The sequence below is a fragment of the Shouchella oshimensis genome (genome assembly GCF_004375095.1).
Taxonomy (GTDB): Bacteria; Bacillota; Bacilli; order Bacillales; family Bacillaceae_D; genus Shouchella; species Shouchella oshimensis.
On sequence record NZ_SNUX01000003.1, the window covers coordinates 338,084 to 351,186 of the forward strand.

At 39.4% G+C, this 13,103-nt stretch carries 14 protein-coding genes; 8 read left to right on the plus strand and 6 right to left on the minus strand.

What is annotated here, in order from left to right; translation table 11 throughout:
* Both E2L03_RS12465 and E2L03_RS12470 read left to right on the plus strand, forming a co-directional pair.
* Positions 1 to 1,818, plus strand: coding sequence for an ABC transporter ATP-binding protein (locus E2L03_RS12465; protein WP_134259302.1), 1,818 nt, complete (start codon positions 1 to 3; stop codon positions 1,816 to 1,818).
* Between the two features lie 164 nt (positions 1,819 to 1,982).
* On the plus strand, positions 1,983 to 3,191 hold the full coding sequence (locus tag E2L03_RS12470; protein WP_055737329.1) for an aminotransferase-like domain-containing protein: 1,209 nt from the start codon (positions 1,983 to 1,985) through the stop codon (positions 3,189 to 3,191).
* Between the two features lie 15 nt (positions 3,192 to 3,206).
* Here the strand turns inward: E2L03_RS12470 and htpX are convergent, their stop codons facing one another.
* Complete coding sequence (gene htpX, locus E2L03_RS12475; protein WP_134259303.1) at positions 3,207 to 4,082, minus strand: zinc metalloprotease HtpX; 876 nt, start codon at positions 4,080 to 4,082, stop codon at positions 3,207 to 3,209.
* A gap of 14 nt (positions 4,083 to 4,096) precedes the next feature.
* Positions 4,097 to 4,648 carry a LemA family protein gene (locus E2L03_RS12480; protein WP_134259304.1) on the minus strand — a complete coding sequence of 184 codons (552 nt, stop codon included), beginning with the start codon at positions 4,646 to 4,648 and terminating at the stop codon, positions 4,097 to 4,099.
* Between the two features lie 264 nt (positions 4,649 to 4,912).
* Here E2L03_RS12480 and E2L03_RS12485 point away from each other — a divergent pair, with 264 nt between their 5' ends.
* From E2L03_RS12485 to E2L03_RS12510, 6 genes are all read left to right on the plus strand, one after another.
* On the plus strand, positions 4,913 to 6,055 hold the full coding sequence (locus tag E2L03_RS12485; RefSeq protein ID WP_124741752.1) for an acyl-CoA dehydrogenase family protein: 1,143 nt from the start codon (positions 4,913 to 4,915) through the stop codon (positions 6,053 to 6,055).
* Between the two features lie 17 nt (positions 6,056 to 6,072).
* The gene (locus E2L03_RS12490) at positions 6,073 to 7,440 is read left to right on the plus strand and encodes an ATP-binding protein (RefSeq protein WP_134259305.1); all 1,368 of its coding nucleotides are present in this window, start codon (positions 6,073 to 6,075) and stop codon (positions 7,438 to 7,440) included.
* The gene (locus E2L03_RS12495; RefSeq protein WP_134259306.1) at positions 7,437 to 7,649 is read left to right on the plus strand and encodes an acetyl-CoA carboxylase biotin carboxyl carrier protein subunit; all 213 of its coding nucleotides are present in this window, start codon (positions 7,437 to 7,439) and stop codon (positions 7,647 to 7,649) included. The genes E2L03_RS12490 and E2L03_RS12495 overlap by 4 nt, the downstream gene beginning before the upstream one ends.
* Positions 7,642 to 8,421, plus strand: a complete 780-nt coding sequence (locus tag E2L03_RS12500) for an enoyl-CoA hydratase (protein WP_055737424.1) — start codon at positions 7,642 to 7,644, stop codon at positions 8,419 to 8,421. Before E2L03_RS12495 ends, E2L03_RS12500 begins: the two co-directional genes overlap by 8 nt.
* Before the next feature lie 11 nt (positions 8,422 to 8,432).
* A complete protein-coding gene (locus E2L03_RS12505) occupies positions 8,433 to 9,962 on the plus strand; it encodes an acyl-CoA carboxylase subunit beta (RefSeq protein ID WP_038478546.1) in 1,530 nt (509 codons plus the stop codon).
* 182 nt (positions 9,963 to 10,144) lie between these two features.
* Positions 10,145 to 10,351 (plus strand): alpha/beta-type small acid-soluble spore protein, encoded by a 207-nt coding sequence (locus tag E2L03_RS12510; RefSeq protein ID WP_038478549.1) that lies wholly within the window; start codon positions 10,145 to 10,147, stop codon positions 10,349 to 10,351.
* 50 nt (positions 10,352 to 10,401) lie between these two features.
* On the opposite strand, the gene E2L03_RS12515 is transcribed toward E2L03_RS12510, so the two are convergent.
* From E2L03_RS12515 to E2L03_RS12525, 4 genes are all read right to left on the minus strand, one after another.
* A complete protein-coding gene (locus E2L03_RS12515; protein ID WP_055737335.1) occupies positions 10,402 to 11,499 on the minus strand; it encodes an oligosaccharide ABC transporter ATP-binding protein MsmX in 1,098 nt (365 codons plus the stop codon).
* A gap of 113 nt (positions 11,500 to 11,612) precedes the next feature.
* Complete coding sequence (locus tag E2L03_RS12520) at positions 11,613 to 12,476, minus strand: PucR family transcriptional regulator (protein ID WP_134259307.1); 864 nt, start codon at positions 12,474 to 12,476, stop codon at positions 11,613 to 11,615.
* A gap of 69 nt (positions 12,477 to 12,545) precedes the next feature.
* A complete protein-coding gene (locus E2L03_RS20450; protein ID WP_166740298.1) occupies positions 12,546 to 12,698 on the minus strand; it encodes a hypothetical protein in 153 nt (50 codons plus the stop codon).
* A gap of 36 nt (positions 12,699 to 12,734) precedes the next feature.
* Positions 12,735 to 12,974, minus strand: coding sequence for a YheE family protein (locus E2L03_RS12525; RefSeq protein ID WP_038478558.1), 240 nt, complete (start codon positions 12,972 to 12,974; stop codon positions 12,735 to 12,737).
* Positions 12,975 to 13,103: the final 129 nt, after the last annotated feature.

Below are 13,103 nucleotides of genomic sequence, written 5' to 3' on the forward strand. Positions count from 1 at the left end.
ATGATGGAAGAAGTGAGGAAAAAAACGCGTTTTCATTATCCTGTTGAACAAATTATTGAAAAACCGTTTAACTGGAAACAAATGGTGCGGTTGTTTAATTTCTTAAAGCCGTATGCGAAAACGCTGTTACCGAAAACGATACTAATGATGCTGTTTGCTACTGCTGTTCGCTTAGCAATACCTATTTTCATTGGGGTCTTTGCAGTAGGACAGCTAGAGCAAGGTGTAGCGACAACACAGGATATGCTCGTATACGCAGCGATTGTGCTTGGTCTTTATGCTGTTTCATATGTTGCCAATTACTTTAGGATACGTTGGATGAACCAGCTAGGGCAATTTGTCATCTTTGATATTCGAAAAAAACTGTTTGATCATATTCAGCATTTATCCCATCGCTTTTTTGATAAGCGATCAGCTGGATCCATTCTCGTTCGAGTCATTAATGATGTCAACTCGCTGCAAGATTTATTTACAAACGGTGTCATTAACTTGTTAATGGACATCGTTATGCTCCTTGGAATTGTAGCAATTTTGTTTTACTTGAGTCCAGAACTTGCTGTTGTAATTTTAATTATCTTGCCGATTATGTTCTTTATCTCAACAAAGTTAAGAAGAAAAATTCGTCGGGCTTGGCAAACGGTTCGTTTACGCCAGTCCCGATTAAATTCTCACTTGAATGAAAGCATTCAAGGGATTCGGGTTACGCAAGCCTATGCCCAAGAACATGAGAACATGGACTTCTTTGATGATGTAAACACTCAGAATTATGAAAGCTGGCGTGAGGCAACGAAGCAAAATGCGATGTTTCGCCCATTTGTAGAGATGGCTAGTGCCATCGGTGGCGCCATTCTTATATGGTACGGAGCGTTTCTTATTCAAAGTGACGGTAGCGGATTGACGTTAGGCGTTTTTGTATCTTTTGCTTTTTATATTGGCATGTTTTGGGAACCAATCTCAAGACTCGGTCAAGTGTATAATCAGCTACTTGTTGGAATGGCTTCAAGTGAAAGAATCTTTGAGTTTTTAGATGAAGAACCAAATGTTAAAAGCAAGAAAGACGCAAAACCGTTAACCGATGTAAAAGGAAAAATGGTCTTCAAAGACGTTGAGTTTTCATATGATGACAAGCGAATGGCGTTAAAAGGAATCAATTTAACCTTTGAAGCCGGGACAACTGTAGCGTTAGTAGGTCACACAGGCTCAGGTAAATCAACGATAGTTAACTTAATGAGCCGTTTTTATGACCCGTCCAAAGGTGAAGTGCTGTTAGATGATGTGAACCTTAAAGATATTAAAGTAGGTGATCTTCGTAGCCATGTTAGCTATGTGTTACAAGATACGTTTATTTTTGCAGGCACAATTATGGAAAATATTCGCTTTGGTAATCCTCATGCAAGTGATGATGAGGTCATGCATGCAGCTAAAGCAATCGGTGCAGATACGTTTATTAGTAAATTAGAAAATGGCTATGCTACAGAAGTAGAAGAGCAAGGAAGCGTCCTGTCAGTAGGTGAGAGGCAGTTACTTTCTTTTGCTCGGGCACTGCTTGCAGATCCTAAAATCCTCATTCTTGACGAGGCAACTGCTAGTATTGATACAGAAACGGAATTGAAAATTCAAGATGGGTTAAAGACGCTTCTTGCTGGGCGAACCGCCATAATGATTGCCCACCGTTTATCGACGATACGGGATTCTGATAACATTATTGTGCTTGAGCAAGGTCATGTGATGGAACAGGGCACACATAGCAAATTAATGACAGAAAAAGGCCTTTACTATCAATTAGTGAAATCACAGTACACCGCTATTAAAGAGTAAATAGGAGGGTCCTAGGAATGCTAAAAGTTGTTCCTATGACCTTTTTTTATGTAAACCACATTGAAGAAAGGTTTTTCTGTTTAAATTAATTGACTTTTTAGTTAAATGAGGTAGAATAAAAGCACTCTTTTATATAAAAAAAGAATGGAATTGAGGGAGTAGAGATGAAATACGCATTCGCAAAACGAGTTCGACATTTGCAATCGTCAGTAGTAAGGGATATTTTGAAAATTGTTAATCAAGGAGATGTCATTTCATTTGCTGGAGGACTTCCAGACGATGGTCTGTTTCCCACACAAGCTATAAAGGACGCATTTTCCAGTGCTTTTGAAAAAGGGAATAAAGCGTTTCAATATGGAGAGACAGAAGGCTATCGCCCATTGCGGGAAGTGATCTTACAACGAATGGCTGTTAAAGGGATAAAAGGCTATTCAGCAGATGATGTACTCGTTACAACGGGTTCACAACAAGCTATCGACTTGCTCGCACGTGTTATGATCAGTCCAGGAGACGTTATTTTAACAGAAGAGCCTACTTATCTAGCTGCCCTTCAAGTGTTCCAATCGTATGAAGCACAAATTGTGTCAGTCCAGTGTGATGAAGATGGTATGGTCATGAGCGACTTAAAAGAGAAAATAAAACAATATAATCCGAAGATGGTTTATGTTGTCCCGACTTTTTCCAATCCATCAGGTCGTGTTTGGACATTAGCAAGAAGGAAAGAGTTAGTTCGCCTTATAAAAAAGCAACATGTACTTGTTTTTGAAGACGATCCATACGGTGATATTCAGTTTACAAATGATTCATATACGCCTATCGCTGCTCTTGATAATGGCTCTCACGTTCTTTATACTAGTACCTTCTCCAAGACGGCGGTTCCTGCTTTACGTACTGGGTGGATTGTGGGACCTTATCAAATTATTCGAATGATGGCACAAGCTAAGCAAGCTAATGACCTACACTCAAATTCCTTAGCACACCAAGCTCTTTATGAATTGTGCCAAAATTTCGATCTTGATGGTCACATTCAGAAGATAAGCGAAGTGTACCGTACTCGTAAAGATGCGATGGTCTACCATCTGCAGCAAGCAAGGAGTGACGGATTACTACATTTTGTTGAGCCTAAAGGTGGAATGTTTTTATGGCTTGAACTTCAAGAACAAGTGAATGCAGAAGCGCTTCTTCCAAGAGCTGTTGAAAGAGGAATGGCTTATGTTCCAGGAGCACCCTTCTATGCAGAGAATCCAAAAGCGAACACGTTAAGACTTAATTTCACCCACGCCACAGAAGATCAAATTGAAACGGGTATGAAGATTTTAGTTGAAATGCTTCAACAAGTAGATATGGAACGAGCCCAATTAAAAAGTCGCTAATTTAGCGACTTTTTTTTACATTTGTCTAAGTCTACGTACGCGTTCGTCAGCTGGTGGGTGTGTAGAAAATAAGGAAGCTGCTTTTTTCTTTAGTGGATCTGCAAAGTAAAGTGAAGCTGTTGAACTTGATGCTTCTTCAACGGGTGTGTGTGTATCGGTAATTCGTTCTAATGCTGTGGCAAGTGCTTCTGGATTTCTCGTTAGTTCCACTGCACTAGCATCTGCTAAATATTCTCTGTTCCGTGAAATCGCGAGCTGCATAACAATTGCTATGATAGGTGCTAGTAAAACGAGAAGGAGAGCAATAATCATAATGAGCGGATGTTTATTGTTATTGTTTCGACCACCAGAAAAAATAAAGAACCGCATACCAATATCGCTAAGAATAGCTATAGCAGAAACAAGGGCGACGGCTATTGTAGAAAGACGAATGTCATAATTTCGTATATGTGCGACTTCGTGAGCTAGAACACCTTCAATTTCTTCTCGATTTAAACGGTTCATCAAACCTGTTGTTACTGCTACAGCACCTGATTTAGGCGATATTCCTGTTGCGAATGCATTAGGACTTGGATCGTCGATGATATAAATACGAGGCATAGGGATTCTTGCTGCAATGGATAGGCCTTCTACAGTGTGCCATAAAAAAGCTTGGTCTGTTGATGAAGTGATTTCTCTAGCATGGTTCATGCGCATTACCACATTTGTACTTGTTGTAATCATGAAGATCGTATAAACGGTAGCAATTACACCAGCAAAAATGGCCCCGCTAATATAATCACCGGCTCTCACATACGTGACAGCTGACCCAATCCCAAGAACAATGATGATGAACAAACAAACAAGAAAGACGGTATTTCGTTTATTACGAGCAATTTGCGTATAGAACAAGCGCCTAAACCTCCTTAAAACGTAATTCGAACAGGTTCTTTCTCTTCGTCAGGGATGTCAAGCATATCATTCCTCGTAAAGGAATGAGCAGAAGCAATGATGTTTTGTGGAAATGATTCAATCTTTGTATTGTAGCGCATCACCATTGAGTTATAAGCTTGTCTTGCATAAGCAATTTTATTTTCTGTCCCACTTAACTCTTCTTGTAGATGTAAAAATTGTTGATTTGCTTTTAGATCAGGATAGGATTCACTCAAGGCAAATAACTGACGCAAAAGACCGTTTAGTTGTGCATCTTCTTGCACTCGCTCATTCCGACTTGCATTTGGTTCGGCAATGGTATTACGTTTTTCTATGACTAAAGCTAATGTTTCTTTTTCATGTTTAGCGTAGCCTTTAACGGTTTCAACTAAATTTGGAATTAAATCATAGCGTCGTTTTAGCTGTACATCAATTTGAGCCCAAGATTCCTCCACCCAGTTTCGATGTTTAACGAGGGAATTATAACTTCCAGCCCACAAAAGTCCAATGATAACAACTATACCAATAAGAATAATTAAGATCATACTGTTCCTCCTTCTTCCTTCTTCTTCATATTTACGGTTGTGTATACATATAGGTTTCGATTTTTATTAAAACATACGACCATAAAATAATGGAAATTTAAAAAGGTGGCATGAATAGACTGAATAGCCATAAAGTAGAGAGAAATGATTTGACTTCCATATAAGAGTACGTTACGATTTTGATAGCGCTTACATTTTGAAGTTATCTTTTTTGGTCTGATTCTGAACGACCGCTCATATTAAGGGAAAAGAGGAGAACACATAATGACTTTGACAAAAGATCAACTTATGATTCGGGATATGGTACGCCAGTTTGCACGAAAGGAAATTGCTCCATTAGCTGTTCAGCTTGATCAAGAGTCAAGATTTGCACAGGACATCTTTAAAAAATTAGGAGAATTAGGTGTTTTAGGTATTCCATTTCCTGAAGAATATGGTGGCTCTGGAGGCGACACGGTCTCTTATGCATTAGCCGTTGAAGAAATTGGCTACGCGTGTGGTGGAACAGGGTTAAGTTATGCAGCGGCAGTGTCACTTGGTGCAAGCCCAATCTACTATTACGGCACGGAAGAACAAAAACGCGAGCACCTTACACCTCTTGCAAAAGGACAATCGCTTGGTGCTTTTGGGCTAACTGAGCCAAATGCAGGATCCGATGCTGGTGGAACACAAACAAAAGCCCGTTTAGAAGGAAATGAATATGTTATTAATGGTGAAAAGTGTTGGATTACCAATGCTGAATATGCTCGAACCGTCATTGTTACGGCTGTTGTCGGTCAAAAAGAAAACGGCAAAAAGATCATTTCAGCATTTATAGTTCCAACGGATTCACCTGGTTTTACCATTTCATCGAACTACGACAAGATGGGTGTTCGGGCTTCGAATACGTGTGAACTTGTTTTAGAAGATGTCCGTGTACCAAAAGAAAATTTATTAGGTGATCCAGACAAAGGATTTAGTCAATTTTTATATACGTTGGATGGAGGACGAATTTCCATAGCGGCTCTTGCAGTAGGTATTGCACAAGCAGCTTTTGATCGTGCATTAGCGTACTCAAAAGAAAGAAAGCAGTTTGGTAAAGCAATTAGCTCCTTTCAAGCAATTCAGTTTAAACTTGCGGATATGGCAATGGAAATTGAACTGGCAAGAAACATGGTGCATAAAGCTGCACAGTTAAAAGATAGCGGGAAAGCATTTGGAAAAGAAGCCGCATATGCGAAGCTATTTGCTTCTGAAATGGCTACCCGTACATGTAATCAAGCACTGCAAATTCATGGTGGCTACGGCTATATGCGTGAATATGAGGTAGAGCGAATGCTAAGAGACGCGAAGTTACTAGAAATTGGTGAAGGGACATCAGAAATTCAGCGGCTTGTCATTGCTAGACATCTAGGTTTAGGAAGATAAGGAAAGGGGTCGATTTTATGATTCAGTCCATTCTCATTGCAAATCGTGGTGAAATTGCTTCTCGTATCATTCGGACATGTAAAAAAATGAAGATTCGCACCGTAGCCATTTATTCGGAAGCAGATCGAGATGCTGAGCATACGGTATTAGCTGATGAAGCGTACATGGTTGGAGAATCCAACGTGAAAGAAAGTTATTTAAATCAAGATCGTATCTTACTTATTGCGAAAGAAGCAAATGTAGACGCTATCCATCCTGGCTATGGACTTTTATCAGAGCAAGCTGCTTTCGCTGAGAAATGCCAATCACACGGGTTTCGTTTCATTGGACCGGATGCATCGATCATTTCCCTTATGGGGGATAAGCTTCAAGCTCGAAAAACGATGATGGAAGCAGGGGTGCCCGTTATCCCTGGAACAGATGCAGTGGAGACAATTGAAGATACATTGTTTGAAGCAAATAACATTGGTTATCCGGTTATGTTAAAGGCAGCATCAGGTGGAGGCGGAATTGGAATTACAATTTGCCGTAGTGACGATGATTGCCAAAAAGCGTTTGAAAAAAATAAGAAACAAGCTGCACTATTTTTTGGAGATGGAGCCCTCTATATCGAAAAGTATATAGAAAACCCAAGACATATCGAGTTACAAGTATTAGCAGATGGAAAAGGGCGTACACTTGTTTTTGGTGAGCGAGAATGTTCTGTTCAAAGAAGACATCAGAAGATAATTGAGGAAGCACCGTCGCCTTTTTTAAAAGATGTAGGTCGACAAGAAATGATTAATATGGCATTAAAAGCAGCACAAGCCATTCACTATCAAAATGCAGGGACCATAGAGTGTTTAGTAGATGAAGACGGAATGTTCTATTTTTTAGAAATGAACACGAGACTTCAAGTAGAGCACCCAGTAACAGAAGAGATTTATAAGCTTGATTTAGTAGAATGGCAAATTCGAATTGCATCTGGTGATACGTTGCCGTGGAAGCAAGAAGAATTAACGCCAACAGGTCATGCCATTGAAGCTAGAATTTATGCAGAAGACCCGATTCGCTTTTTTCCGTCGCCTGGTACTGTGGAAAAAATTGAATTGCCCGAAGCGCCGCACATTCGTCACGAGTGTCCAATAAAAGCAGGGAGCGTCATTAGTCATTTTTATGATCCGATGATTGCAAAGCTTATTGTTCATGGAACGAATCGTGATGATGCGATAGCAAAGCTTGAAAACGCACTAAATCATTACACAGTGACTGGTATTAAAACAAATATTCCGGCATTAAAGGCTATTGTCCATCACCCTGTTTTCCAACAAGGGGGAGCAACAACTGCTTTTATGGATACGTATAGAGACGAACTAATAAAACGAATTCAGGAGGTTAACCAATGAGTTATATACAAGCATCTATGGCTGGTAATGTGTGGAAAGTAGTTGTGTCAGTTGGTGATCAAGTCGAACAAGGACAAGAAGTAGCGATTCTAGAATCAATGAAAATGGAGATTCCCATTGAATCAGAGGTGACAGGGACGGTAAAAGCTATTCTTAAACCAGAAGGAGAGTTTGTTAACGAAGGAGATCATTTAATTGAACTTGACTAACCAATTTTTGAAAAAAGAAGGAAAAGAGGTTGTTACGTTAACGCTCGATCGACCAAACGCTGCAAATGCCTTATCAACGCAGCTGTTAAAAGAGCTACATGTTCACGTAGAGGCATTACGAGAAGATTCTCAAGCAAGGGTCATCATTATTCGTTCGGCTGGAGAAAAAGCGTTTTGCGCCGGAGCAGATTTAAAAGAACGTATGGCTATGACGGAAGAAGATGTTCGTGAAGCCGTTAAGTTAATTGGGAACACCATTCAAGGAATATCCACACTTCCTCAGCCCGTTATTGTTGCCGCAAATGGTCTAGCTTTAGGAGGTGGCTTGGAATTGGCTCTTGCGGCAGATTTGAGAGTATTTTCAGAGAAAGCGCAGTACGGTTTAACGGAAACCTCACTAGCGATCATTCCAGGTGCAGGAGGAACACAGCGTTTACCACGTATTGTTGGTGTCGGTAAAGCAAAAGAGTTAATTTATACAGCTAAACGTATCAGTGGTAAAGAGGCTGAATATATCGGGCTATGTGAATATGCTGTTCCTTCTTCTCAAGTGTATGAAAAAGCAGTCGAACTAGCGACCGTTATCGCACAAAATGGACCTGTTGCGATTCGCGCTGCAAAACAAGCGATAGACAGAGGTCTAGACTGCGCAATGGAGGATGGATTAAAGGTCGAAAACAATGCGTATCAGCAAACGATTAATACAGAAGATCGAATGGAAGGATTAAATGCGTTTAAAGAAAAAAGAAAACCCCGCTATCAAGGGTGTTAGAGGTGAGAGCGATGAGTATTGAAGAGCGATACAAGGAAAAAGTAGAGACGATTCACCAAGGCGGACAAGAAAAATACCATCAGCAAAATGAAGCGAAAGGAAAGCGTTTTGTTCGACAGCGACTAGCGCTTTTATTGGATGATGGCCTAGAAACCGAAGACGGTATGTTTGCGAATTCAGAAGCAGAAGGATTACCTGCTGATGGAGTTGTTTGCGGAACCGGTAAAATTAACGGTAAAACCGTTTGTGTTATGGCAAATGACTCGACGGTAAAAGCAGGCTCATGGGGTGCACGAACAGTTGAAAAAATTATCCGCATTCAAGAGACGGCTGAGAAATTAGCAGTACCAATGCTTTATTTAGTTGATTCAGCTGGAGCGCGTATTACCGATCAAGTTGACATGTTTCCAGGTCGAAGAGGAGCAGGCAGGATCTTTCATAATCAGGTAAAACTATCTGGGAAAATTCCACAAGTGTGTATTCTTTTTGGACCATCTGCCGCTGGTGGCGCCTATATTCCAGCCTTTTGTGATGTTGTCATTATGGTTGATGGGAATGCTTCCATGTATCTTGGCTCGCCTCGAATGGCTCAGATGGTTATTGGTGAAGATGTTTCTCTTGAGGAAATGGGTGGTGCGTCTATGCATTGCCGTGTGTCTGGCTGTGGCGATATGCTTGCAAAAGATGAGTTAGAAGCGATCGATTTAGCAAGAGAATACATTGGTTATGTCCCGCAAAGTTATAAAGATCGAGTAGCTGTATCAGAAGCCATTCCGCCTAAAGATTTACCTAAGTCAATTGAAGAAATCATTCCAGAAAATCAAAATGCGCCTTTTAACATGTACGATCTATTAGATCGGCTAGTAGACGATAACAGTTTCTTTGAAATTAAAAAGCTATTTGCACCTGAACTAATTACGGGATTTGCTCGTTTAAACGGGAGAACAATTGGCATTATAGCGAATCAGCCTAAAGCAAAAGGTGGCGTATTATTTCACGATTCTGCAGATAAGGCAGCAAGATTTATTACTTTATGCGATGCGTACCATATCCCATTGCTGTTTCTAGCTGATATTCCTGGTTTTATGATTGGGACAAAAGTAGAACGTGCAGGTATTATTCGTCACGGTGCAAAAATGATTTCAGCAATGGCCGAGGCAACCGTTCCGAAGATCTCTGTAGTTGTTCGTAAAGCTTATGGTGCTGGTCTTTATGCGATGGCAGGACCTGCATTTGATCCAGACTGTTGTTTAGCTCTACCGCAAGCACAAATTGCTGTTATGGGACCAGAAGCAGCAGTAAATGCAGTATATGCAAATAAAATTGCGGCATTAGCTCCGGAAGATAGAGCCGCATTTATTGCAGAAAAAAGAGAAGAATACAAAGAAAATATTGATGTGTATCGACTTGCTTCAGAATTAGTCATTGATGGAGTCGTTAATGGAAACGATTTGCGAGAAGAGTTAACACGAAGGTTCGCTTTATATGAAACCAAAGAAGTCGTTTTTACAGACCGCAAACACCCTGTTTACCCTGTATAGAGCACGAACGAATAAAAAGACTTAAGAAATTAAGTCTTTTTATTTGTCATTATGACCCTGTGTAACTGTCTTTTTTAATCAAAATTTATTTCCTTTTATTTCCTTAAAAAAATTTTTAACTAAGCATACATAGAAAACGAGACACCGTGACATTCTATAGTTACACAGGGAGGTGAAACATAATGGCAGATAACAGAAGTTCAAACAACCTAGTTGTACCTGGTGTACAACAAGCAATTGACCAAATGAAGTACGAAATCGCTTCAGAATTTGGTGTTAACCTTGGTCCTGATACAACTGCACGTGCTAACGGTTCAGTTGGTGGGGAAATCACTAAACGTTTAGTTAAAATGGCTGAACAACAAATGAGTGGCGGTTACCAAAAATAATTAAATACAATGGAACAAGAAAAGAGACGATTACCTCGTCTCTTTTTTTATTAGCGAATACGTTGTTCGTTATCTGGATTAAAGAAATGGGCTTTATTCATGTTTAATGCAAGTTCAATTGTATCTCCACTTTGTGCAGTCGTTCTAGAATCAACACGTGCTACAAATTCCTGGCCTTCAATTGAAGAATAAAGGACGGTTTCAGCACCAGTTAATTCAGCCACATCAATTAACGCATCAATTTTAGTTCCTTCTGATGAAGAGATGAAAATAGGTTCATCGTGAATATCTTCAGGGCGAATACCAAGAATAAGTTCTTTATCTGTAAACCCTTGTTCACGTAAAACAGAAAGTTTTCCTTCGGGAACTTCAATACGCTGGTTATTAATCACAAAATCTTTTCCATCTAATTTTCCGCTTAAGAAGTTCATAGAAGGGGACCCAATAAAGCCACCAACAAATACGTTCTCTGGATTATCATACACATCTTTAGGTGTTCCAATTTGTTGAATAAGACCGTCTTTCATAATAACGATCCGAGTCGCCATTGTCATCGCTTCTGTTTGGTCGTGAGTTACATAAATCGTTGTTGTTTGTAAACGTTTATGAAGTTTTGTAATTTCTGCACGCATTTGCACACGGAGTTTTGCATCTAAGTTTGAAAGTGGTTCATCCATCAAGAATACTTGTGGGTCACGTACAATGGCACGACCTAGTGCAACACGTTGACGCTGACCACCTGACATTGCTTTTGGCTTACGATCTAGCATTTCTTCTAATCCTAAAATTTTTGCTGCGTTATCTACCCGTTTTTTGATTTCTTCTTTTTTAAACTTTCTTAATTTCAAACCGAATGCCATGTTGTCGTAAACATTCATGTGTGGATACAATGCATAGTTTTGGAATACCATGGCAATATCGCGATCTTTTGGCGCTACGTCATTCATGCGCTTATCACCAATAATCAAATCGCCTTTTGATATTTCTTCAAGTCCAGCGATCATTCGAAGTGTAGTTGATTTACCACAACCTGATGGACCGACGAATACGATAAACTCTTTGTCTTCGATGTCAAGATTAAAATCAGAAACAGCCGTTACATCACCATCGTATACTTTGTAGACGTTATTTAATTGAATTGAAGCCATTTTTCTTCCCCCTCGTTTTTAACTATCTTTATTGTAAACCCTTTCATAAGATGAAAGCTATGTACAGCTTGCACAAAGAATGACAATATGACTTTGTGCAAACTGTACATGGACTAAATTGGCTGGTGTATAAACAAATACGTTAGCGCTGCATGAGAAAATACCCGCAAATCAAGACCCGTTTGAGCATTGAATTTATCAAGACGGTATTGAAGACTATTTCGATGTAAATGAAGTGCTTTAGCTGTTTGTGATGTATTTAAATTATTTTGGAAGAAGACATGTATTGTATGTAACAGTTCTTCATCACGAAGTAGCTCATCTGAAAGGAAGTGACTTCGCAATTGTTCAAATTCATCGTTATGTAATTGTTGCTTCAATTCAGCTAAACTGGATTCAGCGGCACTGAAAATATGAGTTGAACGTTTTGTATCCATTTGTTTTAAAAACAGCTTTTTCTCAAATAACAGCCTTGATTTAGATGGGGTCAATTGAATAGGAGTGCCTAAAAACGTATAAAGTACTGTATAGAAATCGGATTCAATTAATTCCGTTAAAGCATCTAAATCATATTCACGATAATTGGCTGGAAATAAGAGCAAGCCGTTTGTATGGCTTTCCCAAATCATGAGTGTAGAAATTGGAAAAAATGATAAAAGCGCTTCTCGAAACGAGTCAGGATCATCGATAGGTCGTTCAATAAAAAAGTGTAAAGCGATGAACGATTCAGCATGTTGTGGTTCTTTACCAACAGCGTATAAATAATTTGACCATTCTTGTTCCTCCATTGTAGCTGGACGCGGTGTGTCATCTAATTCCGTTAGTAGTAAGGATAAGAGCGTTCGTTCACGTTCTGTAATCTTTAACCGGTGAAAATAAAAAATATGTTGTTTATTTTGAAAAGCAATACGGTCTATTACGTGATCAGTAGGCTGCCAAAATGCATGTGAAAATGTTTGGTTTATAATGTCATTCATTCGAGTACATACCTTTCTGTTGGTCGCTTGTGTGTAGTATAACAAAAAAAAAGCTCAAGATTGAGCTTTTTAATCCTGTTTTTCCTTTGTAATCGGCATGTCTTCTTCAATCTTTCCGCCAGAATGTGGATCAACACGCCCGCCATGTAAACCTTCGTTAACGTAGCGGTCAATATCTAGTTCGTACTCTTTACGACTATCCAAATCTTTTCGTTCCTTCATTTGACCATCCCTCCTCTTAATAGAATGGCAAATGGATTAAATTTTATGCTTCGGTTGATGTTCTTCTTCATAGACGTGATAAAGCATTAAATCATGGACAGCTTGTTTTAATTGCTCGTTCCTTACTTGCTCGTCAACTTGCGAATCCGTCCATGTAATGGAGCCGTCAAAATGATAAGTACCAGACACGAACTGCCCTTTAAAGTAAAAAGAAAAAGCCCAACTTTGCTTTTGAGCGCGTTGATATAAAGGTTTAAATTGAAAATGAACAAGCATGAAAATCACTCCTTTATCAAGTTGTAAAGGGTTACATTTTTAGTCTATCATAGTGTTCGTTTTCTGTGGGAACAAAAATAAGCTATACTAAGAACAACGTATTTAAATTCTTTTCTGAAGGAGGCAGTT